Source organism: Aeromonas sp. QDB39 (genome assembly GCF_027707585.1).
In the GTDB taxonomy this organism is placed as follows: domain Bacteria; phylum Pseudomonadota; class Gammaproteobacteria; order Enterobacterales; family Aeromonadaceae; genus Aeromonas; species Aeromonas hydrophila.
This window is the reverse complement of sequence record NZ_JAPCIV010000023.1, coordinates 25,224-47,088: the sequence shown is the minus strand read 5'-3', so window position 1 is coordinate 47,088 and position 21,865 is coordinate 25,224. Positions and strand designations below refer to the sequence as shown.

20 protein-coding genes and 1 tRNA gene are annotated in these 21,865 nt (G+C 63.0%); 12 read left to right on the top strand and 9 right to left on the bottom strand.

What is annotated here, in order from left to right:
• Nucleotides 1-6 precede the first annotated feature (6 nt).
• Nucleotides 7-82 (top strand) — tRNA-Val (locus PG899_RS14655).
• A gap of 49 nt (nucleotides 83-131) precedes the next feature.
• On the opposite strand, the gene PG899_RS14650 is transcribed toward PG899_RS14655, so the two are convergent.
• Nucleotides 132-2,237: a methyl-accepting chemotaxis protein gene (locus PG899_RS14650; protein WP_190283792.1), complete on the bottom strand. Its 2,106-nt coding sequence runs from the start codon at nucleotides 2,235-2,237 to the stop codon at nucleotides 132-134.
• A 140-nt stretch (nucleotides 2,238-2,377) separates the two neighbouring features.
• Between PG899_RS14650 and nadA the strand changes: the two genes are divergently transcribed.
• Complete coding sequence (nadA, locus tag PG899_RS14645) at nucleotides 2,378-3,451, top strand: quinolinate synthase NadA (RefSeq protein ID WP_045789014.1); 1,074 nt, start codon at nucleotides 2,378-2,380, stop codon at nucleotides 3,449-3,451.
• 70 nt (nucleotides 3,452-3,521) lie between these two features.
• Here the strand turns inward: nadA and PG899_RS14640 are convergent, their stop codons facing one another.
• The gene (locus PG899_RS14640; protein WP_077097404.1) at nucleotides 3,522-4,388 is read right to left on the bottom strand and encodes a D-hexose-6-phosphate mutarotase; all 867 of its coding nucleotides are present in this window, start codon (nucleotides 4,386-4,388) and stop codon (nucleotides 3,522-3,524) included.
• Between the two features lie 115 nt (nucleotides 4,389-4,503).
• A complete protein-coding gene (gene gap / locus PG899_RS14635) occupies nucleotides 4,504-5,499 on the bottom strand; it encodes a type I glyceraldehyde-3-phosphate dehydrogenase (protein WP_011707358.1) in 996 nt (331 codons plus the stop codon).
• A gap of 346 nt (nucleotides 5,500-5,845) precedes the next feature.
• Here gap and malQ point away from each other — a divergent pair, with 346 nt between their 5' ends.
• The 4 genes from malQ (at nucleotide 5,846) to msrB (ending at nucleotide 12,885) form a co-directional block, all read left to right on the top strand.
• Nucleotides 5,846-8,035: a 4-alpha-glucanotransferase gene (malQ, locus tag PG899_RS14630; RefSeq protein WP_179101489.1), complete on the top strand. Its 2,190-nt coding sequence runs from the start codon at nucleotides 5,846-5,848 to the stop codon at nucleotides 8,033-8,035.
• 82 nt (nucleotides 8,036-8,117) lie between these two features.
• Nucleotides 8,118-10,295 (top strand): 1,4-alpha-glucan branching protein GlgB, encoded by a 2,178-nt coding sequence (gene glgB / locus PG899_RS14625; protein WP_077097400.1) that lies wholly within the window; start codon nucleotides 8,118-8,120, stop codon nucleotides 10,293-10,295.
• Nucleotides 10,295-12,436, top strand: coding sequence for a glycogen debranching protein GlgX (gene glgX, locus PG899_RS14620; RefSeq protein WP_077097398.1), 2,142 nt, complete (start codon nucleotides 10,295-10,297; stop codon nucleotides 12,434-12,436). Before glgB ends, glgX begins: the two co-directional genes overlap by 1 nt.
• 56 nt (nucleotides 12,437-12,492) lie before the next feature.
• The gene (gene msrB, locus PG899_RS14615) at nucleotides 12,493-12,885 is read left to right on the top strand and encodes a peptide-methionine (R)-S-oxide reductase MsrB (protein WP_077097396.1); all 393 of its coding nucleotides are present in this window, start codon (nucleotides 12,493-12,495) and stop codon (nucleotides 12,883-12,885) included.
• 80 nt (nucleotides 12,886-12,965) lie between these two features.
• Here msrB and chrA read toward each other — a convergent pair whose 3' ends face one another.
• The 4 genes from chrA to PG899_RS14595 all read right to left on the bottom strand — a co-directional run bounded on the left by chrA (nucleotide 12,966) and on the right by PG899_RS14595 (nucleotide 16,568).
• Nucleotides 12,966-14,117 carry a chromate efflux transporter gene (gene chrA, locus PG899_RS14610; RefSeq protein WP_077097394.1) on the bottom strand — a complete coding sequence of 384 codons (1,152 nt, stop codon included), beginning with the start codon at nucleotides 14,115-14,117 and terminating at the stop codon, nucleotides 12,966-12,968.
• 231 nt (nucleotides 14,118-14,348) lie between these two features.
• Nucleotides 14,349-14,792 (bottom strand): nucleotide triphosphate diphosphatase NUDT15, encoded by a 444-nt coding sequence (locus tag PG899_RS14605; protein WP_077097392.1) that lies wholly within the window; start codon nucleotides 14,790-14,792, stop codon nucleotides 14,349-14,351.
• A 242-nt stretch (nucleotides 14,793-15,034) separates the two neighbouring features.
• Nucleotides 15,035-16,039 carry an NADP-dependent oxidoreductase gene (locus PG899_RS14600; protein WP_190283791.1) on the bottom strand — a complete coding sequence of 335 codons (1,005 nt, stop codon included), beginning with the start codon at nucleotides 16,037-16,039 and terminating at the stop codon, nucleotides 15,035-15,037.
• Nucleotides 16,040-16,121: 82 nt separating this feature from the next.
• Nucleotides 16,122-16,568, bottom strand: coding sequence for an organic hydroperoxide resistance protein (locus PG899_RS14595; protein ID WP_179101488.1), 447 nt, complete (start codon nucleotides 16,566-16,568; stop codon nucleotides 16,122-16,124).
• A gap of 142 nt (nucleotides 16,569-16,710) precedes the next feature.
• Between PG899_RS14595 and PG899_RS14590 the strand changes: the two genes are divergently transcribed.
• The 3 genes from PG899_RS14590 to PG899_RS14580 all read left to right on the top strand — a co-directional run bounded on the left by PG899_RS14590 (nucleotide 16,711) and on the right by PG899_RS14580 (nucleotide 17,861).
• On the top strand, nucleotides 16,711-17,136 hold the full coding sequence (locus tag PG899_RS14590; RefSeq protein ID WP_016351946.1) for a MarR family winged helix-turn-helix transcriptional regulator: 426 nt from the start codon (nucleotides 16,711-16,713) through the stop codon (nucleotides 17,134-17,136).
• A gap of 34 nt (nucleotides 17,137-17,170) precedes the next feature.
• On the top strand, nucleotides 17,171-17,398 hold the full coding sequence (locus PG899_RS14585) for a DUF3761 domain-containing protein (RefSeq protein ID WP_077097388.1): 228 nt from the start codon (nucleotides 17,171-17,173) through the stop codon (nucleotides 17,396-17,398).
• Between the two features lie 145 nt (nucleotides 17,399-17,543).
• Nucleotides 17,544-17,861 carry a hypothetical protein gene (locus PG899_RS14580; protein WP_016351944.1) on the top strand — a complete coding sequence of 106 codons (318 nt, stop codon included), beginning with the start codon at nucleotides 17,544-17,546 and terminating at the stop codon, nucleotides 17,859-17,861.
• A gap of 89 nt (nucleotides 17,862-17,950) precedes the next feature.
• Here the strand turns inward: PG899_RS14580 and PG899_RS14575 are convergent, their stop codons facing one another.
• The gene (locus PG899_RS14575; RefSeq protein WP_005304871.1) at nucleotides 17,951-18,427 is read right to left on the bottom strand and encodes an Lrp/AsnC family transcriptional regulator; all 477 of its coding nucleotides are present in this window, start codon (nucleotides 18,425-18,427) and stop codon (nucleotides 17,951-17,953) included.
• Between the two features lie 117 nt (nucleotides 18,428-18,544).
• Here PG899_RS14575 and PG899_RS14570 point away from each other — a divergent pair, with 117 nt between their 5' ends.
• A complete protein-coding gene (locus tag PG899_RS14570) occupies nucleotides 18,545-18,760 on the top strand; it encodes a hypothetical protein (protein WP_135318988.1) in 216 nt (71 codons plus the stop codon).
• Here PG899_RS14570 and PG899_RS14565 read toward each other — a convergent pair.
• Complete coding sequence (locus PG899_RS14565; RefSeq protein WP_077097386.1) at nucleotides 18,736-19,356, bottom strand: helix-turn-helix transcriptional regulator; 621 nt, start codon at nucleotides 19,354-19,356, stop codon at nucleotides 18,736-18,738. The genes PG899_RS14570 and PG899_RS14565 overlap by 25 nt on opposite strands.
• A gap of 154 nt (nucleotides 19,357-19,510) precedes the next feature.
• Here PG899_RS14565 and PG899_RS14560 point away from each other — a divergent pair, with 154 nt between their 5' ends.
• Nucleotides 19,511-20,752 carry an MFS transporter gene (locus tag PG899_RS14560; protein ID WP_077097384.1) on the top strand — a complete coding sequence of 414 codons (1,242 nt, stop codon included), beginning with the start codon at nucleotides 19,511-19,513 and terminating at the stop codon, nucleotides 20,750-20,752.
• A gap of 272 nt (nucleotides 20,753-21,024) precedes the next feature.
• Complete coding sequence (locus PG899_RS14555) at nucleotides 21,025-21,846, top strand: Cof-type HAD-IIB family hydrolase (protein WP_043127345.1); 822 nt, start codon at nucleotides 21,025-21,027, stop codon at nucleotides 21,844-21,846.
• The last annotated feature ends 19 nt before the right edge of the window (nucleotides 21,847-21,865 follow it).

The window sequence follows — 21,865 nt, the reverse complement described above, 5'->3', positions numbered from 1 at the left end:
CTCCCAGGTCGTTTAGCTCAGCTGGGAGAGCACCTCCCTTACAAGGAGGGGGTCACTGGTTCGATCCCAGTAACGACCACCAGATTGAAAAAGCCCGCAGCAATGCGGGCTTTTTTTATGGCCGTTCGGCATCAGGTTCTCAGCCGCTCGAGCTGGGTGGCCAGTGCTGTGGCGGCCTGCTCCAGCTGCTCGCTCAGGTGATGGCTGGCGTTGGCCTCCTGCCCCAGGGTGGTGGCGGCGTCGCCGATCCGCATCAGATTCTGGTTGATGGTGTCGCTGACGGCGCTCTGCTGCTCGGCCGCCGTGGCCACCTGGCTAATGTGATCGTGGATCTGCTGGATCTGGGTGACCACCTGATTGAGGGCCTCAAAGGCCTGCTCCGTCCCTTCCACCGTGCTGGCCGAGCGAGTGATGCCGGTACTCATCAACTGCTGGCTGCTGTTGACCTCGGTCTGCAGGCTGCCGATGAGCTGACCTATCTCGTCGGTGGACTCCCGGGTCTTGTTGGCCAGCGCCCGCACTTCGTCCGCTACCACGGCAAAGCCGCGCCCCATGTCGCCGGCCCGCGCCGCCTCGATTGCCGCATTGAGCGCCAGCAGGTTGGTCTGCTCGGCAATGGCTCTTATCACGTCGAGAATGCGGCTGATGTTGGTGCTGCGCTGGGCCACCTGGGCGACGGCCTTGTCGGCGAGGTGCATGTCTTCAACCAGGGTGTGGATCTCGGTGCGGGCCCGGCTCAGGGTCTGCTGGGCCGTGCTGATGTGATGGGTGGCCGTCTCCGATTCCTGGGCTGCCTGCTCGGCATAGCCCGCCACACTGACCGCCGTGGTGCTCATCTGATGCATGGCACTGACCACGCTTTCCAGCTCCAGACTCTGCTCGTCCAGACTGCTGCGCATGGTATCGGCCGTCTGCTTCATGCCCTGAGCCTGCTGGTGCACCTGCTGGCCAATCTGCTTGCTGCCCTGAACCATGCCGCGCAACTTGCCGAGGAAGGCGTTGAGGTGGCCGCCCAGCTCGATCAGCTCCTGGTGGGTGTCTATCCTCATCTGCTGGGTCAGGTCCCCCTCGTTGCTGGAGAGGTGGGACACATGGCGGCTGATGAGGGAGAGGGGGGCCGTGATGGTCTGGATGAACCAGATGAGCAGCGCCAGCGCCAGCAGGGTGATGACGACGATGGCGATCAGCTGTTGCTGCTGGGTGGCCTGCAGCAAGTCGCCAAGCTGGTTGCTGATGGTGTTGGCCTGACTGAGGGCCAGCGCCTTGGGCACCTTGAGCATCAGCCACCACTGGGTATCGGCGGCGTCGATCCTGACCGGTTGTTGCAGGATGAAGTCGGTCTCGGTGTCCTGCTCCTGGCCGGTGGGGGCGGTGAGGCCGGCTTCCGTCAGCGGCCGCCCCAGCTTGTCGGCGTGACGGTTGCTGCCGACGATGAGGCCCATCTTGCTGACCAGAGTGACCTCGGCCTGGTTGTCATACAGGCTCTTGCCGAGGTTCTCGGCCAGTTGCTGGAAGATGGGCAGGTTCATGTCGACGCCGGTGATGCCGGCAAACTTGCCGGCTTTCAGAACGGGCACCGTCAGGCTGGTCATCAGCATCTTGTTGCCTGGGCTTATCTCGTAGAGGTAGGGCTCCATCAGACAGGGGCGCAGGGTGTCGCGGCCGCACAGGTACCATTCGCTGTTGCGGATGCCGAACTCGTTGACCGAGGTATCGTATTTGGCGGCACTGGTGGCGGCATCCACCGGCTGCTGGCTGATCTGGCCGCCCTGGTCGCGAGTGAAATAAATTTCCAGGCTGCCCTTGCCGACGACGGAGTGGGAGGCGCCGGCTTGCCAGCTGGCATCCTGGCCGTCGTACCCGTCGGGTTCAAACTGGGCATAGATGGAACTGATACCGCCCGCTTGCTGCAGTCGGCTTTGGAGCAGCGTCTCGACCTGGGGGCGGCTCAGCAGCCTGTCCGGCTGCGCCATGCTGCCCTCCAGCTGGGCCGCCATGCCCAGCGGCACCTGATAGGACTGCTGCAGCAGGTCGGCGATCTGCACCGCATAGCGTTCGGCCTGGAACTGCAGGGTACGGGAGACTTCCTGCTCCAGCGCCTGGCGGGTCTGGCTGACGATGTTGCTGCGCAGGGTGTTCAGCGAGGAGGACTGCATCAGGGTCATGGCGAGGCCACTGGCGAGAAACAGCCCCATGGTGAGCAATAGCAGCTTGGTTTTGAGGGAACGTTGTTTCATTCGACAACTCCTTTGGCAAGAATGACAACGAATTACTTGAGTATATTCGGACACTTGTGCAGCACCGGATTTGTTGATGGGTTTGTGCGCGGCTTCTGGTTATAATTTTTGCCTTTCCAAGCGTTGATGGAACAGTCGCAATGAGCAATGCACTGAACAATGTCCCGCCGGTAGTCGAGATGGACTATCCGTTTCCGGCCAAGCCCCTTCCCCTGAGCGCCGAGCAGAAGACGACCCTGATCGCAGACATCAAGGCACTGCTCAAGGAACGCAAGGCGGTGCTGGTCGCCCACTACTACACGGATCCCGAGATCCAGGCGCTGGCGGAGGAGACCGGTGGCTTCGTCGGCGACTCCCTCGAGATGGCCCGCTTTGGCCGCGATCATGAGGCACAGACCCTGATCGTCGCCGGGGTGCGCTTCATGGGAGAGACCTCCAAGATCCTGAGCCCCCACAAGCGAGTCCTGATGCCGACGCTGGAGGCCGAGTGCTCGCTTGATCTGGGTTGCCCCATCGAGCAGTTCTCCGCCTTCTGCGACGCCCATCCCGACCATATCGTGGTGGTCTATGCCAATACTTCGGCGGCGGTGAAAGCGCGGGCGGACTGGGTGGTCACCTCCAGCATCGCGCTGGAGATCGTCGAACATCTGGACAGCCAGGGTCACAAGATCATCTGGGGCCCGGACCGTCACCTCGGTGCCTACATCGAGAAGAAGACTGGCGCCGAGATGTTGCGCTGGCAGGGGCACTGCATCGTCCACGACGAGTTCAAGGCCCGCGCCCTGCGTGAGCTGAAGGAGCAGAATCCGGATGCCGCCGTGCTAGTCCACCCGGAGTCCCCTGCCTCGGTGATCGAGCTGGCCGATGCGGTGGGCTCTACCAGCCAGCTGATCAAGGCGGCCAAGGAGCTGCCCCAGCAGAAGCTCATCGTGGCGACTGATCGCGGCATCTTCTACAAGATGCAGCAGGCCTGCCCGGAGAAAGAGATGGTGGAGGCGCCGACCGGTGGCGATGGTGCGACCTGCCGCAGTTGCGCCCACTGCCCCTGGATGGCGATGAACGGCCTGGTGGCCATCAAGGAGGCCCTCACCGATGGCGCCGAGCGTCACGAGATCCTGGTGGACGAGGATCTGCGGGTGAAGGCCTTGATCCCGCTCGACCGCATGCTCAACTTCGCCGCCGAGCTCAGGCTCAAGACCCAGGGCAATGCCTGATCACCAAGACAAAGAGATGCAAAGAGGGCTCCCGCGGGAGCCCTCTTTATTTATCTGAACCTCATCCAGCTCAGATGATCACGGTGGAGAAGCTGTGCTCTTCATCCGGTGCGACGGTCACGCCTGCCTCGCTGGCGATGGCGGCTTCGACGCACAGCATGGTGCGATAACCATCATCGCTCATGTCGGCCATGGCGCGGGCGCCTTCCAGCCAGGGGGTCCAGACCACCACGCTGTCGTGGTTGCCGCTGACTACCCGGGTCTCGCGTTCGCCATCCTGGATGCTGACGTGAGCCGCAGGCTGCCAATAGACCCGATCCAGCGGGCCGTTCAGGGTCAGAGGGCCCTGCTGCTGGCCATTCTGGCCGGTCAGCTTGTCGGCATAGGGCTCGCCAAGGCCGCTGACGCTCACTGACTCCGGTGAACTTATCTGCAGGTAGGTGTGCAGGGCGCCGCTGTAGACGAGCGGTGCTTTGCCGGTGTTGCGGGTGGTCAGTACCAGGGCCAGCTCCTTGCCGACCAGCACGTCCAGCTCCAGCTCAAAGGCATGAGGCCAGAGCTGACGGGTTGCCTCGTTGTCACGCAGAGAGAGGTGTACCAAAGTTCCGTCTCCGTGATCGGAGACACCGTCCAGCGTCCACAGGCTGGTGCGGGCAAAGCCATGGGAGGGCTTGCCGCTGCCGACGCGGGCAGGGGCCGGGCCGAACCAGGGCCAGCAGAGGGGAATGCCGCCGCGGATGGGTTTGCTGCCATCCAGTACCGCCTTGTCGCTGAGCCAGATGGAGGCGGGTTCGCCGTGACGCTGGTAGCTCAGCACGTGGGCGCCAAACAGACTGATTTCTGCCTTGGCGTAGCCGTTGTCGACGGTCAGCAGGGGTTGGCCAGCCGGGTGGTGGCTGAGGGTACAGTGGGCAGTCAGAGAGCGTGTCGGTTGCATGAGGACTCCTGTGCTCGCGCACATTCAGAAGAGAGGGTTGGAAAAATCCCGGTCCAGAATACAAAAAGGCGGCCCATGGCCGCCTTTTTCAAGCTACTTGATTGCGTATCCCAAATTACTTGGAGATGTGAGCGATCAGGTCCAGAACTTTGCTGGAGTAGCCCATTTCGTTGTCGTACCAGGATACAACTTTAACGAATTTGTCGTTCAGCTGGATACCAGCCTTGGCGTCGAATACGGAGGTCTGACGCTCACCCAGGAAGTCGGTAGATACAACTTCGTCTTCGGTGTAGCCCAGAACGCCCTTCATGGCGCCTTCGGAAGCAGCTTTCATCGCTTCGCAGATTTCTGCGTAGGTGGCAGCTTTCTTCAGGTTGACGGTCAGGTCAACAACAGACACGTCCGGAGTCGGAACGCGGAAAGCCATACCGGTCAGCAGGCCTTTCAGTTCCGGGATAACCACGCCAACAGCCTTGGCAGCACCGGTAGAGGACGGGATGATGTTCTGAGCCGCACCGCGGCCACCGCGCCAGTCTTTGGCAGACGGACCATCAACGGTCTTCTGGGTAGCAGTGGTAGCGTGAACGGTAGTCATCAGGCCGGACTCGATACCGAAGGTATCGTTCAGAACCTTGGCGATCGGAGCCAGGCAGTTGGTGGTGCAGGAAGCGTTGGAAACGATGTCCTGGCCAGCATAGGTAGCGTCGTTAACGCCCATTACGAACATCGGGGTAGCGTCTTTGGACGGACCGGTCAGAACGACTTTCTTGGCGCCGGCAGCGATGTGCTTGCGAGCAGTCTCGTCGGTCAGGAACAGACCGGTAGCTTCGGCAACAACGTCAACACCGATTTCGCCCCATTTCAGGTTGGCCGGGTCACGCTCAGCGGTAACACGTACGGTTTTGCCGTTGACAACCAGGTTGCCGTCTTTGACTTCAACGGTGCCCTTGAAGCGGCCGTGAGTGGAGTCGTACTTCAGCATGTAGGCCATGTAGTCAACGTCGATCAGATCGTTGATACCAACCACTTCGATGTCAGAACGCTCAGCGGCCAGACGGAAGACGAAACGGCCGATGCGGCCAAAACCGTTAATACCTACTTTGATAGTCATAATTGGTTACCTAACTGTTCAGTAGTCAAAGAAAATTCCGTTTGTAAATTTACTAGAACTCCCCCGTGAGTCAACCAACAATCTGTCTGAAATTGCGCTATATCATGAAAAACTGTGAAATTTATTTTCTGTTTATGTAACTGACTACCAGCTTTTGTCGAAATAACTATCTATCTCCTGGCGGTGCGGTTATCAACAATAGTGCCTGCTCGGTCACACAACCAGCCAGGCAGATGTGTAAAAATGTGCGCGGTTTAGCATGGCCCATAGAGCCACTGTTCAAGTACCACCCATAAAAATTAATCAAAATAGTATAGATAGAATCCACAGCGGGAATTCTCAAACTATGACCACCCTGATTGAACAGCTGGCTGCCGCCAAAGGTATCGCCAGCGAGTATGTTGATGCCTGGGGCCACCCGGCTCAGGTATCCGAAGAGAGCAAGGCCGCCATGCTGGGCGCCATGGGTTACCGCGTCGATGACGAGGCCGCCCTGACCGAGCAGCTTGAGCAGGAGCACCGCCAGCACTGGCTGCGTGCGCTGGATCCCGTGATGGTGCTCCGCAGCGGCGAGCCCATTACCCTCGAAGTTCGTCTGCCCATCGAATTCGTCAACGACGCCCTCAGCTGGCAGCTCAAGCTGGAGCAGGGCGGCCTGTTGTCCGGTCAGCTCACCCCCATCGACGGCGAGCTGGTCGGTGTGGCCGAATTCGAAGAGATGGAGTGCCAGGCCTATCGCGTGGCTCTGGCTGTGCAGCCCGAGCTGGGTTATCACGATCTGATCCTGCTGGAGGAGGGCAACGACGAGCCGCTCGCCAGCATGCGCCTCATCGTCGCGCCCAAGGCGTGCTACAAGCAGCCTCCCATCGCCAATGGCCGCAAGGTGTGGGGTCCGAGTGTGCAGCTCTACTGCCTGCGCAGCCGCCACAACTGGGGCATCGGCGATTTCAGCGATCTGGGCCAGCTGGTCGAGAAGATGGCCGCCTGGGGCGCCCACTTCGTCGGTCTCAACCCGATTCATGCCCTCTATCCGGCCAACCCGGAGAGCGCCAGTCCCTACAGCCCCTCGTCTCGGCGCTGGCTCAACGTGGCCTACATCGATGTGGAAGCCGTGCCCGAATTTCTGGCCAATGCCCGGCTCAAGGCCGAGGTGGCGAACCCCGCCTTCCAGCAGCACCTGAGTGAGCTGCGTGCCAAGGGCAACGTGGATTACACCGGCGTCGTCGAGACCAAACTCGGCATGCTGCGTCAGGTGTTTGACCAGGCCAGTCTGAGCGCCGAGCGTCAGGCCGCCTTCGATGCCTTCGTTGCCGCCGGCGGCGACAGCCTGCAGCAACAGGCCGCCTTCGATGCCCTGCAGGCTCACTTCTACGCCAAAGGCGAGAATGCCTGGGGCTGGCCGGTGTGGCCGGAACCGTTCCGTGACTACCACAATCCCGAAGTGGCGGCCTGGATGGCCGAGCATAGCCAGGATGTGAATTTCTATCTTTATCTGCAGTTCCTGGCCGACGAGCAGCTGGCCCGGGCCGACGCCCGTGCCAAGGCGGCCGGCATGGTGATGGGGATCTACCGCGATCTGGCGGTGGGCGTCTCCGAAGGCTCCACCGAGATCTGGGCCAACCGGGATCTCTACTGCCCGAAAGCCTCGGTCGGTGCGCCGCCCGATATTCTGGGTCCGCTCGGCCAGAACTGGGGCCTGCCCCCCATGAACCCGAACCAGCTGTTCGAGGCGGCCTACCAGCCGATGGTGGATCTGTTCCGTGCCAACATGCGCTCCTGCGGCGCGCTGCGCATCGACCACGTGATGGCCTTGCTGCGCCTGTGGTGGGTGCCGCCCGGAGAGTCGGCCGCCAAAGGCGCCTACATCTATTACCCGGTCAACGACCTGCTCGGCATCCTGGCCCTCGAGTCCCACCGCAACCAGTGCCTGCTGATCGGCGAGGATCTGGGTACCGTGCCGGAGGGGATCGACGTGACCCTGAAAGAGAACGGCGTCCACTCCTACAAGGTGTTCTTCTTCGAGCGCTCCAAGGCCGATGGCGGCTTCATCTCTCCGGCTCACTACGCCGAGCAGGCCATGTCGGCGCTGACCACCCATGACATGCCGACCCTCAAGGGCTTCTGGCATTGCGACGATCTGGCGCTGGGACGCGAGCTGGGCTTGTATCCGGATGAAGACGTACTCAAGACCCTGTATGCTGATCGCCACCAGGCCAAGCAGCGGATCCTCGACAGCCTGCACGGCCACGGGGTGATCTCCGGCAACATCAGCCACGACGTGAACTGGGTCGGCATGAACACCGAGCTCAACCACGGTCTGCAACTGCATATGTCTCGCGGCAGCTGCGCCCTGTTCAGCACCCAGCTGGAGGATTGGCTGGAGATGGACAAGCCGGTCAACGTGCCGGGCACCAGTTACGAGTACCCGAACTGGCGCCGCAAGCTGTCTACCGATCTGGAGGATATTTTTGCCAATGAGGCGCTCAAGGCGCTGGCAGGCAAGATGAGCCAGGCCCGTGACGAGGCCAGTCGTTGAGCCACTGCCGACAAAACGTGACTCACTTACATCCGCTTCGGCCCAGGCCGGAGCGGATGCTCAGCTATGAAAGGAAATCTCGATGCTCGTTGAACGTTTGGTTGCAGCCCGCTGTTCCGATCCCTTCTCCCACTTAGGCCTGCAGGCCAATCCGGATGGGCCCGGCCTCAAGCTGACCGTCTGGTTACCCGATGCCCAGGCCGTACGGGTCAGGGATCTCAAGTCGGGCAAGATTGTTGCCACCTTGGCGCCCACCGATGATTCGGGCCTCTTTGAAACTGTTTTCACCCGCCGTAAAAATCCCTTCCCCTACCAGTTGCTTGCCGACTACCCAGATGCCAGCGTCGAGGTCATCGACCCCTATCAGTTCCAGGATGCGGGCTGGGCCGGGTTGGCGGAACTCACCTACCAGCCGGAAAACCTCTACCATACGCTCGGTGCCCAGCTGCGCACCGTGGAGCATCTGGATCAGCAAGTGGAAGGGGTGCGTTTTGCGGTCTATGCGCCGAGCGCCACCGCGGTGAGCCTCATCGGCGATTTCAACTTCTGGGATGGCCGTCGCCACCCGATGCAGCGCAGCCAGTGCGGTCACTGGGTGCTGTTCGTGCCGGGCCTCAAGGCCGGGGATCGCTACAAGTTCGAACTGAAAGACCCGGCCGGCAACCGGCTGCCGCACAAGAGCGACCCGGTGGGTTTCTACTGCGAGCAGTACCCCTCGTTCGCCTCCGTGGTCTATGACCACGACCAGTACCAGTGGCAGGATGCCGCCTGGCGCGAGAGCCAGCTCAACGACAAACGCGAGCAGCCGCTCTCCATCTACGAGCTGCACGTGGGCTCCTGGAAGCGTCACCCCAACGGTGACAGCCTGAGCTGGCGCGAACTGGCGGTGGAGCTGGTGGATTACGTCAAGGGGATGGAGTACACCCACATCGAGCTGCTGCCGGTCTCAGAGCACCCGTTCAGCGGCTCCTGGGGCTACCAGCCAGTGGGCATGTTCTCGCCCACCAGCCGCTACGGCACGGCTGATGATTTCAAATACTTCGTCGACCAGTGCCACCAGGCCGGTATCGGCGTCATCCTTGACTGGGTGCCTGCCCATTTCCCGTCCGATGCCCACGGGCTGGCCCGCTTCGACGGCACTCCGCTCTACGAGTACGAGGATCCGCGCCGCGGCTGGCACCCGGACTGGAACTCCTACATCTATGATTTCGGCCGCAATACGGTGCGCCAGTTCCTGGTGGCCAGCGCCCTGTTCTGGCTCGACAAGTTCCACGTCGACGGCCTGCGGGTGGATGCGGTCGCCTCCATGCTCTATCTGGACTATTCGCGCAACGCCGGCGAGTGGGTGCCCAACGTCGATGGCGGCAACCACAACTACGAGGCGATCAGCCTGCTGAAGTGGACCAACGAGGAGGTGTACGGCAAGTACCCTCACGCCATGACCATCGCCGAGGAGTCCACCGCCTTCGCCGGGGTCTCCCGTCCCACCTTCCTGGGCGGCCTGGGTTTTGGCTTCAAGTGGAATATGGGCTGGATGCACGACACCCTCACCTACATGCAGAAAGAGCCCATTCACCGTCGCTACCACCACAACGACATGACCTTCTCCATGGTGTACCACTATGACGAGAACTTCATTCTGTCGCTCTCCCACGACGAGGTGGTGCACGGCAAGCACTCCATGCTCTACAAGATGCCGGGGGACGAATGGCAGCAGGCGGCCAACCTGCGCGCCTACATGGGCTTCATGTATGCCCACCCCGGCAAGAAGCTCAACTTCATGGGCACCGAGATCGCCCAGAGCAACGAGTGGAATCACGATGCCCAGCTGCCCTGGCACCTGCTGCAGTATCCCAAGCACGGCGGCCAGCAGCGGCTGATCCACGATCTCAACCACCTCTACCGTCATGAACCTGCCTTGTATCAGGCGGATTATGAGCAAAACGGCTTCCGCTGGCTGGATCACAACGACGCCGACAACAGCATCTTTGCCTGGCTGCGGGCCGACAAGCAGGGGGCCAACCCGCTGGTGGTGGCCTGCAACTTCACGCCGGTGCCACGGCTTGCCTACCGGCTCGGGGTACCGGCGGCCGGTCACTACCGGGTGGTGCTCAACACCGACAGCGAGCATTACTGGGGCAGCAACTATGATGTGGGTCTGGTCTTCGTCGCCGAGCCGACCCCCTGGCAGGGGATGGCGCACAGCATAGTGCTGGATCTGCCGCCGCTCGCGACCTTGTTCATCAAACAGGAGTCTTGATGTTCGCAATGGAAAAGGGGCAGGACCATCCGCTGGGGGCCCTGCTCGACGAGACGGGTTGTCACTTCTGCGTCTGGGCGCCGCAATCGGACAAGGTGGAGCTCTGCCTGTTCGACGAGCAGGAGCGGGAGCTGGCGCGCCTCGAGCTGCCCGGCCGGCGCGGCCAGTACCGCTTCGGCCATGTGCGCGGCGTCAAGGCCGGTCAGCGCTACGGTTACCGGGTGCACGGCACGTCGCAGGAGGGGATGCTGTTCGACCCGGACAAGCTGCTGATCGACCCCTACGCCAAGGCGCTCAGCCGCCCGACCCACTGGGATGATGCCCTCTATCAGGGGGACAGTGCGGCCATGGTGGCCAAATCCGTGGTGGTGGACGATGCCTTCGACTGGCAGGGGGTGGGCAAGCCCGCCATCGAGCCGGCCCGCACCGTCATCTATGAAACCCACGTCAAGGGCTTCACCCGCCAGCATCAGGGGGTGCCGAGCGAGCTGCGCGGCACCTATCTGGGCATCTGCCACCCGCTTATCATCGAGCATCTCAAGTCTCTTGGCATCACCTCGGTGCAGTTGATGCCGGTGGCGGCCTTCATGTCCGAGCCCAGGCTCGAGCAGCTGGGGCTGACCAACTACTGGGGTTACAACCCCATCGCCTTCTTCGCCCCCGAGCCGCGCTATGCGGCGCAAGAGGCGGTGACCGAGTTCAAGACCATGGTGCGCGAGCTGCACAAGGCCGGCCTCGAGGTGATCCTGGATGTGGTCTACAACCACACCGCGGAGTCGGGCTTCGACGGCCCCATGCTCTCCTTCAAGGGCTTTGACAACGCCGGTTACTACGCCTTCGAGGCGGGGGCGCACGGCCCCGATTACACTCGCCACGCCAACGTCACCGGCTGCGGCAACAGCGTCAATCTGGATCACCCCAACAGCCTGCGGCTGGTGCTCGACGCCCTGCGCTACTGGGTCACCGAGATGCAGGTGGATGGCTTTCGCTTCGATCTGGCGGTCACCCTGGCGCGGGAGGCGGGCGAGTTCGACCCCATGGGGGCCTTCTTCAAGGCCATGATGGCAGACCCCGTGCTGGCACGGGTCAAGCTCATCGCCGAGCCCTGGGATATCGGCCCGTTCGGCTATCGGCTCGGCCAGTTCCCGAGCCAGTGGCTGGAGATCAACGACCGCTACCGCGACACGGTACGCGCCTTCTGGCGCGGTGATGCGGGCAAGATGGGGGACTTTGCCACCCGGCTGGTCGGCTCACGGGATCTGTTCCCGAAGAACTGGCGATCCCCCCATACCAGCGTCAACTACCTCTGCTATCACGACGGTTTCACCCTGGAGGATCTGGTCTCCTACAACCAGCGCCACAACCAGGCCAACGGCGAGGACAACCGGGATGGCCACGGCAACAACCTCTCCAACAACCACGGGGTGGAAGGGCCGACTCTGGATCCGCGGGTCAACAATCTGCGCCAGCAGCAGAAGCGCAACCTGATCGCCACCCTGCTGTTGTCGCAAGGCACCCCGCACTTCCTCGCCGGCGACGAAATGGGCCGCAGCCAGCTCGGCAACAACAACGCCTACTGCCAGGACAACCAGATCAGCTGGGTCAACTGGCAGTGGCGGCCGGAGGATGAACGGCTGCTCGCCTTCACCCAGCAGATGCTGGCGCTGCGGGCGGAGTCCACCGTCTTCTCCAACCTGCAGCTGAGCGACGACAGCTGGAACGGCGCCCCCAGCAGCTGCCATCAGGTCAACTGGTATCACCCGGACGGCCATCAGCTCACCGATCAGGACTGGCACGCCCCCATGGGGCAGGCGTTCGCCATGGACATCGGCATGATCGGCTGCGGCGGTGAGCGCTGGTACGTGCTGTTCAACGCCAGCGACTACGACATCCAGTTCCGTCTGCCGCCGCCGGGGGAGGGGCTGGAGTGGATCCAGACCATCGACACCGCCACCAACGACGGGCTGCCGTTCCTGCCCGACGATATCAAGCGGCAGGTGGCGGTGGGCCGGGCCCACTCCCTCAAGCTGCTGGAGCGGGTCGCCCTGAGTGCGGTGGCGCTGGCCGAGGAGGGAGTGGTCGCCACCCCGGATGTTGCCGTCGTGTTGCCAACCGGATCACAGTTCCCGCTGGCGGGGTAGAGCGCGGCGCCCTGACTGGGTATGCTGGGCACCGATATTCACGGCAAGGAGTCAGTATGAGCGGCAACACCCCCAACCCCGAGCAGTGGCGCCGGCAGTTGAGCGCCGAGCAGTATCACGTCTGCTGGGAGAAGGGCACGGAGCGTCCCTACAGCGGCGCCCTGCTCCACAACCGCAAGAGCGGCGACTACCTGTGCGTCTGCTGCAAGCAGGTGCTGTTCCACTCGGATGCCAAATTTGACTCGGGCTGCGGCTGGCCCTCGTTCGATCGGGCCATCGAGGGGACCGTGACCTACACCGAGGATGGCAGCCACGGCATGAAGCGGGTGGAGATCACCTGCAGGCAGTGCGGCTCCCACCTCGGCCACGTCTTCCCGGACGGGCCGACCGAAACCGGTCAGCGCTACTGCGTCAACAGCCTGAGTCTGGATTTCGATCCCGAGCCCTGAGTCTGGCGCCGGGCATCAATGCAAAAACGGCCCCCTGCCTCGGCAGGGGGCCGTTTCTTTGTGGCCGCTGCCTGGGCCTATCAGGCCAGCAGCAGGGTGGCGACCACCAGCAGGGTGGCCAGCGCCAGAATGGGCAGCTTGAGTCCCCGCAGCAGATAGAAGCCGATGGCGGCCAGCGCCAGATCGGTAGGAGCCAGCACGGCGCTCTGCCAGACCGGCTGATAGAGCGCCGCCAGCAGCAGACCCACCACGGCGGCGTTGATACCGGCCACGGCACCGGCGAGGCGAGGGCGGGCCAGCCAGCTCTGCCAGCAGGGGCCCATGGCCCACAGCAGCAAAAAGCCGGGCAGGAATAGCGCCAGGGTCGCCAGCAGAGCGCCGCCCACCGGGCTGGCCGGCAGCAACTGGGCGCCGAGATAGGTCGCTAGGGTGAACATGGGGCCGGGCACCAGCTGGGCCAGGCTGTAGCCGGTCAGAAACTGCTGCTGGTTGAGGCTGTGGCCCACGCTCTCCGCCAGCAGGGGCAGCACCACGTGGCCGCCGCCAAACACCAGGCTGCCGGCCCGATAGAAGTCGGCGACCAGCTGGCCGACGGGGCCTCCCAGCAGTGGCAGGCCGACAAACAGCAGGGCAAACAGCAGCAGGGTAGGCCAGTGGGGTTGGTGCACAGGCATGGACTGAGCCGGCGAGGGCTGTGGGTCTGGTGTTTGCGGTGCGTCGATGCGGGCACAGAGCAGGGCAGCGCCCGCCAGCATGACGAGCTGGGTGAGCAGGCCGGGCTGCCACCAGAGGGCGGCCGCGGTGGCGACCATGATCCCCTGATTGCGCGTGGTCTTGCAGAACTGGCGGCTCATGGTGAGCACTGCATCGGCGACCACCACCAGCGCCAGCAGCTTGAGGCCGTGCAGGGCGGCATCGAGCCAGATGTTGTTGCCGAGCTGGCCCAGACCGATGGCGGCGGCCAGCAACAGCAGAAAGGAGGGGAGGGTGAAACCGGCGAAGGCGGCCAGCGCCCCAGCGAGCCCGGCCCGCTGGCGGCCGATGGCAAAGCCGAGCTGGCTGGAGGCGGGGCCCGGCAGCAGCTGGCAGAGGGCCAGCAACTGGGCGAATTCGGCCTGGGTCAGCCAGCCCAGTCGCTCGACGAAGGTGCGCTGGAAGTAGCCGATATGGGCGGCGGGTCCGCCGAAGCTGACACAGCCCAACCATAAAAACTGAATAAACACCTGCCCCACGTCCTCACTCCCTCGTTGTCATCATCGCCCCGATGATATGACAAAGCGGTGACTTTTTTATGACAAATCAGGGGCTGCTGGCAGGTTGCCGCGCCTTGTTAGCCGCAGGTCACTCCATCGGCTGGCCTGGTTGTGGCAGATAGCAACGGCCAGCAAGCCAGCAGGCGATGGTCTATGGGGTGGGCTGGTTTGGCGTCGGCAGATAGCAACGGCCAGCCAGCAGGCGATGGCTTATGGGGCCGGCTGGCTCGAGGTCGGCAGGTAGCAACGATTCGCCAGCCAGCAGGCGATGGACTGGCGGCTGGCATCGAAGTGGGGCTCGGGCAGATTGCGCGGATCGCACCAGACCCAGCCTTCGCACTTCTCCGGCTCCAGCAGCTGGGGCTCTCCCTCTACCTCGGCCAGCAGGGTGACCGAGACATAGTGCAGGCCGCTCTCACGCCAGGTCTCCAGGTTGTTGGTGACGGCGATGACGCTGGAGTTGCTGATCTGAAAACCCGTCTCCTCGGCCACTTCCCGGATCGCTGCCGATTCGAACGTCTCTCCCAGTTCCAGATGACCGCCGGCGATGGACCAGTAGGGGGCGTGGCTGCCCTTGCGCTTGCCAAGCAGCACCTGGCCCTGGCGGTTGGTGAGGATCACGCCGACACCGACGCGGGGATAGGGAGTAGACATAAGAAGAGCTCCTTGCTGAGGGGGTAATGGGTTGGTCAGGATCACTCTGTCATCGACCGCCGACGTGGGGATAGGGGGTAGACATAAGAAGGGCTCCTTGCTGGGATGACGCGAGACAAGCAGGGAACCCATGAGCGGCTCCTTGCACAAGCGGCGGATTGCACCATAAAAAACGGGCCCACCTTAGGGCGGATGGGCCCGTCATGCAAGCAGTCTGCGGCGTCAGGCGCCAGTGCTGCGGATCACGCCAGCTTGACCAGCATCTTGCCGGTATTGAGCCCCTCGAACAGCCCGATGAAGGCCTGCGGCATGCTGGCGAGCCCCTGATAGACGGTCTCTTCGGCCTGCAGGGTGCCGGCGTCGAAGGCCGGGGTCACCTCGGCCAGAAACTCGCCGTAATGCTGCCAGTGATCGAACACGATCAGCCCCTGCATGGTGAGGCGTTTGCGGATCACCTGGGAGAGGTTGCGCGGGCCGCTCGCCTCGCTCTGGCCGTTGTACTGCTCGATGAGGCCGCACATCACGATGCGACCGTGTACCACCATGTGGTTGAGGGCGGCGTCCAGCATGGCGCCCCCCACGTTCTCGAAGTAGACGTGGATCCCCTCCGGTGCCAGCCGGGCCAGCTCGGCATCGAGATCCGGAGTCTCACGGTAGTTGATCACCTCGTCGGCCCCCAGGCTCTTGAGGTAGGCCACCTTGTCGGCCGACCCGGTGGAGCCGATGACGTGGGCCCCCGCCCGTTTGGCAAGCTGCACCACCATGGAGCCGACGGCGCCGGAGGCGGCCGACACCAGCACGGTTTCACCGGCCTGCAGCTTGGCGATGCGGTTGAGCCCGGTCCAGGCGGTCATACCCGGCATGCCGAGGGCGCCGAGAAAGAGCTGGGGCGGCAAGCGGGTGTCGGGCAGGCGGGTCAGCTGGGCGCCATTGGCGACGAAGCGATCGCGCCAGCCCAGCATGCTGCTCACCCGGTCGCCCACCGCGAAGTCCGGGTGACGGGAGGCTTCCACCACGCCGATGGCGCCGCCATCGAGGGGGCCGTTGAGGGGGAAGGGGGGCACATAGCTCTTGGCTTCGCTCATGCGACCGCGCATGTAGGGATCCACCGACAGCCACTGGTTGGCGACCCGCACCTCTCCTTCTTGCAGCTCGGGCAGAGCCACCTCGGTCAGGGTGAAATCGGCCAGGCTGGGCAGGCCGACCGGGCGACGCAGCAGCTGGATCTGATGGCTGGACTGATTCATGGTTTTTTCTCCAGTGTGAGGGGGGTTGGCAACCTGCGAGTCGCCAGCATGGCTATTTCCAAGGGGTTGAGGCTGAACGGGTTCACGCCGTCTCATCCAGCGGGGCGCCGTTGAGCAGCAGCCGGGTGACCACATTGCCCCGCATGGCGTTGGAGAAGGGGCAGGTCTGGTGGGCCAGCCGCACTATCTGCTCGGCCTGCGCCGCCTGTTCAGGTTGGGTAGCGGCGAGCGCTACGTCCAGCGTGATGGCGAAGTTGAAGCGGCCATCGTCCAGCGCCAGCAACTCGACCTCGGCGGTGACGGGAGCACTGGAGAGGGGCGCACCGAGTTTGTGGGCAACGTGGATCAGCGCATTGGAGAAGCAGGCGGCATAACCGGCGGCCAGCAGCTGCTCCGGGTTATTGCCCTTGCCGTTGCCACCGAGGGCGGTCGGCAGTGCCAGTGCCAGCTGCAGGCTGTTGTCCAGGGTGTGAACCTCACCGTTGCGGCCGGCCTGGGCGATGGCTTGAGTGCGATAGAGCGTCTTCATGTCGGGGTCTCTGATTTTGTTTGTGTGCAAAGTAAATTCAGACTAATCCCGAAAATGCGGGCTGACAACTATTTTGTGTGCAAATTATTCGACCCCCGATTTTCCTGGGGTATACTGGCCCCAGTCGTCAGCGAGGTGCCCCATGAGTGAATTGAAAAAGCAGGTCTGTTTTGCCCTCTACAGCGCCTCCAACGCGGTGATGCGGGCCTATCGGCCGCTGCTGGACAAGCTGGATCTCACCTACACCCAGTATCTGGTGATGCTGTCGCTGTGGGCGCGGGACGAGGTCAGCCTCAAGGAGATCGGTCAGGAGACCGGGCTGGATGCGGGCACTCTGACCCCCATCGTCAAGCGGCTGGAGAGCAAGGGCTGGTTGACCCGCACCGTCTCCAGCGAGGATGAGCGGCAAAAATGCATCGGCCTGACCGAGGCGGGGCGTCAGCTGCAGCAGGAGGTGAGGGAATGCTGTCTGGCGGACAACTTGCGCAATCAGGTGGATCTGGCCGATGCTGAACTGGCCCAGCTCAAGCAGCTCTGCGATCGCATCTCGGCCCAGCTGGGGCGTTGAGTGCGGCCCATCCATCCAGCCTGAGGATCACCCGATGAAACTTCTGTTGCCCCTGTTTGCCCTGTTGCTGACCGCCTGCAGTGCCGGTTCCCATGCCCCTTCGATGGCCATCGACGATGCCGATGCCTGGCAGGCTATCTGCAAGGACGGTACCTGGGTGCGGGCCGTGGTGGAGGAGGGGATCTGCGCGGATCATCGCGGTGTTGCCATGTGGACGAATAAGCCAAGAGCCGCACGGATGGCAGAGGAAGCCGCCAAATAGTGTGATCCAGGCGCCATAAAATGACACAACCGGCCAACTGGCCGGTTTTTTTCGCGATCCCGTCGGCACTTTGCCATCTTGTTCATGGTGTGCTCAGTTTTCTCTTCCCATACTGGCCCTACAGTTCCAAAAGAGGAGAGACGAGATGCAATCATCGTTGGTTGGGCTCTCCATTCTGTGGGGGCTGGCCAGTTTTGGTGTTCAGGGGGATTTCATCGAGAGCCGTGATTCCGTTGCGCCATCCTGGCAAGCCGAGTCCAGAGTGGAGATGGAAGGTTATCTGATCGAGTCGCTGGGTGAAGATCGCTGGCTATTCGACAACGGCAGCGAGAGCCTGCTGGTCTCCTTGCCCGAGGGGCAGTGGGTGCCGACCGGCGAGCGGCTACGGGTCAGCGGTGAGCCGCAGCAGGAGCAGGCCGGCTGGCTGTTGCAGGTACAGGATGTCAGCCAGGTAGCGGTCTGAGTGCAGGCCGCTGACTGCAGATAAAAGAAGAGGAGGCCAGTGGCCTCCTCTTCTTTTATCTGGTCTGGCCCGCCGATCAGGGCCAGCGGTCAGCCCAGATGGTTGAGCGGCAGCGCCGTTTTGTGCTTGATCCGGCGCAGCACGAAGCTGGAGCGCACCCCGGTCACCCCCGGGATATGGGTCAGCTTGTCCAGCAGGAAGTGCTGGTAGTGCTCCATGTCCCGCACCACCACCTTGAGCTGGTAGTCGGCATCGTTGCCGGTGATGAGGTCACACTCGAGCACTTCGGGCAGCTCACTGATGGCGCGGTCAAAATTTTCGAACCGCTCCGGGGTGTGCCGGTCCATGGAGATGTGAATGTAGGCGGTGAGGGTCAGCCCCAGCTGGCGGGCGTTGAGCAGGGTGACGTGGGTGTCGATGAGACCGGCATCCTCCAGCGCCTTGACCCGGCGGGAGCAGGGGGAGGGGGAGAGCCCGACCAGCTCGGCCAGCTCCAGGTTGCTGATGCGGCCATTCTCCTGCATCAGCTCCAGAATATGCCTGTCTATGCGATCAAGTTTCAGCATTCTCCGTTCCTCGTTGCAATTACTAATTCACTTTTCCTAGATTAAGGGTGAACTATTGCAAAAACAACTGAAAATACATGCTACTTCGCAACCACTCACCGGGCCGGCAGGGATACCATGGTTACATCTTCCGGTGGCAAGACAGAAACCCAACCCGGTCTCTGTGGTGAAGGACCTTACCGGGTCAACAACCCCATCAGCCGTCTCACCTTATCGGGCAACGACGGGCTGGAACGAGAGCATCCCCTCCCCGAAGGCAACAAAGCAGGCATCCCGGCGCCTGCTTTGTTGTTTCTGGCGTTCGTGGATCAGGGCTGCGGCCTGATGCGATAGAGACAGCGGTGATCCCCCTCCAGCAAATACTGCTCCCGATCCACCCCGGCCGGCGCCAGCAAGCGGCGAAACATCTCCAGCTCGCTGCGACAAAAACCCCGGCAGGCCCGCGCCGCCGCGCAGATGGGGCAGTGGCTCTCCCACAGCAGCCAGCTGCCATCCTCCTCCTGGCGAAAATCCGCCATATAGCCCTCTCGCGTGCGCTGCGCCGTCAGTGCCGCCAGCCTGTCGGCCAGCGCCGGCTGGGTCAGCTCGGCCTGATAGCGGGCCAGCTGTTGCTGCTCCCGCTGGGCGATCAACCGCTCCATGCCCACCTCGCCAAACAGCTGCTGGATGTTGTCGATAAGCTGCAGCGTCAGTTCGCTGTGGCTGTCGGGGAAGCGTTGCCAGGCCTGCTCGGTCAGGTGCCACAACCGTACCGGTCGACCGCGCCCGCGGGCCTCGTCGTTGAAACTCACCCAGCCGTCGGCCTCCAGCGTCATCAGGTGCTGGCGAGCCCCCATGGAGGTCATCTGCAACTGCTCTCCCAGCTCGGCGGCACTCTGTGGGCCGTGGCTCTTGAGCAGAAACAATATCTTGTCGGTGCTGGCGTTCATGGCAAGGCTCTCATCGTCGGCAGGTGCGGCCGCGGTTCTGGCATGGATAGGAGCATTATGGGGAGGGGGATTTTTTAAATCAACAATTCACTTTACTTAATCTGGTTTGAACGCCAACATAAATAAACCAATAACTTTATTTAATGGGGCGAACATGGAAGGGATCAAGGGGCAGGCCAGCCTGTGGGTACTGGTGATGACGGTGACGCTGGCGGTGGCGGGCTTCAGTCTGCCGTCTCCGGTGCTGGCGCCGCTGTTGCTGGATCCGGCCCAGGGCATGCTGACGCCGGCAGCGTCGGACTGGAGCCGCAAGGTATGGCTGGGGGTCATCATGGGGCTCTATCCACTGTTTCAACTGGTAGGGGCTCCCTGGCTCGGCAAGCTCTCCGATCGTCATGGCCGCAAGCCGGTGCTGACCCTCTGTCTGGTGGGCGTGCTGGTGGGCTACGCCCTGATGGCGCTGGGGATCGCCTGGCGATCCTTGCCGCTGCTGTTGCTGAGCCGGGTGGTGGAGGGCTTCTTCAACGGTGACATCGCCATCGTGCAGGCCATGGCGGCCGACATGAGCACCGCCAAAACCAAGGCGCGCAGCTTCGCCTGGATCAACATCGGCATGAACCTGGGCTGGGTGGTGGGCCCCATGATCGGCGGCTATGCCGCTGTGGTTTCCGGCGATTACAGCCTGGCGGCCTGGCTGGCGGTAGCCATGACCCTGGTCAACCTGCTGCTGGTGCTCTGGCTGCTGCCCAATCGGCCGGCGGCGGTCCGCAGTGAGCAGCCGGCACCGGCCCTCTCTTCCCGCCAGCTACTGCTGCAACCGGCGCTGCTGCCCTACTTCGTGCTGACCCTGCTTAGTTACGGCGCGGTGCAGCTCTACTTCACCTATTTCAACGTCTGGCTGGTGGAGCGGCTGGCCTGGGATCCGGTGCAGCTGGCGCAGGCCGCCGTGCTGGTGAGCGTGCCAATGATCCTGGGATCCTGGCTGGGTTCACGCCTGGCTCGTCATTGGCGTGGCAGCAGTCTGGGGGTGGTCGGCCATCTGGTGATGGCGGCGGGCATGTTGATGTTCGTGCTGCCCGGCCACTGGTGGGGGCTGGCTCTCACCTTCATTCCCACCGGCATCGGCATGAGCCTGGGAGAGCTGGCGACCTCGGTGGCGGTCTCCAACCGCAGCCATGCCGAGCAGCAGGGGCAGGCGATGGGGCTCTATCGCGGGCTAGCGGTGGGCAGCGAGATCCTGGCGGTGGTGGTCGGCAGTCTGGTGCTGCTGGCGGGCACCGAGTGGCCCTTCTATCTGGCGGCGTTGTGCAGCCTGCTCTGTGCCATCGGCTTCTATGGTCTGCGCCGGGCGGCGGATCGGCGGCAGCGGCTCGACGTCCAGGTGGAAGCCGGCTGACGGGATCACAGAACGACGCGAAGGGGGCAACCGGCACTTGCATCGTGGCGCCGACTCTGGGACGGTATGGCTCTTTGCCTTGCTTGCCCGCTCGCTCGGTGCTGCCCGCTATGTTCAGCCTTGGGCGGTGGCATGAATCGTTATTTGAACGCGGGTTGGTATGGCGCCGCATTCGTTTCGACATGTTGGCGGTGACATGAGTCGTTTTCAGGCCATTGCACTGGACACGGGACTGTATGGTACCCCAACCGTTTCGACATTTTGGAGGTGATATGAGTCGTTTTCAGGCCATTGCGTTGGATATGGACGGTACCCTGCTGACCCGGGATCACAAGATCTCGTCCGCCACCCGGGCCGCGCTGGCCCAGGCCCGCGCCCACGGCATCAAGGTGCTGCTGGTGACGGGGCGCCACTTCATGACGGCCCGTCCTTTCCATCACGAGCTGGCCCTCGACACCCCCATCATCTGCAGCAATGGCGCCTACCTCTATGATCCGGTGCAGGAGCAGATCCTGACCGGGGATCCGCTGGCGGTGGCCCCCCTCAGCCGGCTGCTGGCGGAGGTGCAGGCGCACCAGATGGGGGCCCTGTTCCACCTTGATGAGGGGATCGGCTACCTCGGCTGCGAGGAGCATGTGACCAGGATGCGCCACTGGTCGGCGAGCCAGCCGGATCATCTCAAGATCTCCCTGTTGCCGGCGGAGGATCTGGCGAGCTGGCTCAGCCGGCCTGTCTGGAAGCTGGAGCTGTTCAACCAGGATCCCGCCCTGCTCCATCACTTCATGGCAGAGGTGGTGGAGCAACTGCCCTTTACCCGTGACTGGGCGGCGCCCTATGCGGTGGAACTGGTGCAACCCGGCTGCAGCAAGGGCAACCGGCTGGCCCAGTGGGCGGCGAGCGAAGGGATCGCGATGGAGAACGTGGTGGCGTTTGGCGACAACAACAACGACATCAGCATGTTCGAGCAGGTGGGGCTGGCGGTGGCCATGGGCAACGCGGCGTCACAGATCCAGGCGCTGGCGGATCGGGTCACCGCCGATCACAACGAAGACGGCATCGCGCTGGCGCTGCAGCGCTGGGTTCTGCCCGCCTGAGGGACAGAAACAGCAACAG

Coding starts and splice junctions, on each gene's coding strand:
- PG899_RS14650 (WP_190283792.1), bottom strand. CDS start 2,237: ATGAAACAACGTTCCCTCAAAACCAAGCTGCTATTGCTCACCATGGGG.
- nadA (WP_045789014.1), top strand. CDS start 2,378: ATGAGCAATGCACTGAACAATGTCCCGCCGGTAGTCGAGATGGACTAT.
- PG899_RS14640 (WP_077097404.1), bottom strand. CDS start 4,388: ATGCAACCGACACGCTCTCTGACTGCCCACTGTACCCTCAGCCACCAC.
- gap (WP_011707358.1), bottom strand. CDS start 5,499: ATGACTATCAAAGTAGGTATTAACGGTTTTGGCCGCATCGGCCGTTTC.
- malQ (WP_179101489.1), top strand. CDS start 5,846: ATGACCACCCTGATTGAACAGCTGGCTGCCGCCAAAGGTATCGCCAGC.
- glgB (WP_077097400.1), top strand. CDS start 8,118: ATGCTCGTTGAACGTTTGGTTGCAGCCCGCTGTTCCGATCCCTTCTCC.
- glgX (WP_077097398.1), top strand. CDS start 10,295: ATGTTCGCAATGGAAAAGGGGCAGGACCATCCGCTGGGGGCCCTGCTC.
- msrB (WP_077097396.1), top strand. CDS start 12,493: ATGAGCGGCAACACCCCCAACCCCGAGCAGTGGCGCCGGCAGTTGAGC.
- PG899_RS14605 (WP_077097392.1), bottom strand. CDS start 14,792: ATGTCTACTCCCTATCCCCGCGTCGGTGTCGGCGTGATCCTCACCAAC.
- PG899_RS14600 (WP_190283791.1), bottom strand. CDS start 16,039: ATGAATCAGTCCAGCCATCAGATCCAGCTGCTGCGTCGCCCGGTCGGC.
- PG899_RS14595 (WP_179101488.1), bottom strand. CDS start 16,568: ATGAAGACGCTCTATCGCACTCAAGCCATCGCCCAGGCCGGCCGCAAC.
- PG899_RS14590 (WP_016351946.1), top strand. CDS start 16,711: ATGAGTGAATTGAAAAAGCAGGTCTGTTTTGCCCTCTACAGCGCCTCC.
- PG899_RS14585 (WP_077097388.1), top strand. CDS start 17,171: ATGAAACTTCTGTTGCCCCTGTTTGCCCTGTTGCTGACCGCCTGCAGT.
- PG899_RS14580 (WP_016351944.1), top strand. CDS start 17,544: ATGCAATCATCGTTGGTTGGGCTCTCCATTCTGTGGGGGCTGGCCAGT.
- PG899_RS14575 (WP_005304871.1), bottom strand. CDS start 18,427: ATGCTGAAACTTGATCGCATAGACAGGCATATTCTGGAGCTGATGCAG.
- PG899_RS14570 (WP_135318988.1), top strand. CDS start 18,545: ATGGTTACATCTTCCGGTGGCAAGACAGAAACCCAACCCGGTCTCTGT.
- PG899_RS14565 (WP_077097386.1), bottom strand. CDS start 19,356: ATGAACGCCAGCACCGACAAGATATTGTTTCTGCTCAAGAGCCACGGC.
- PG899_RS14560 (WP_077097384.1), top strand. CDS start 19,511: ATGGAAGGGATCAAGGGGCAGGCCAGCCTGTGGGTACTGGTGATGACG.
- PG899_RS14555 (WP_043127345.1), top strand. CDS start 21,025: ATGAGTCGTTTTCAGGCCATTGCGTTGGATATGGACGGTACCCTGCTG.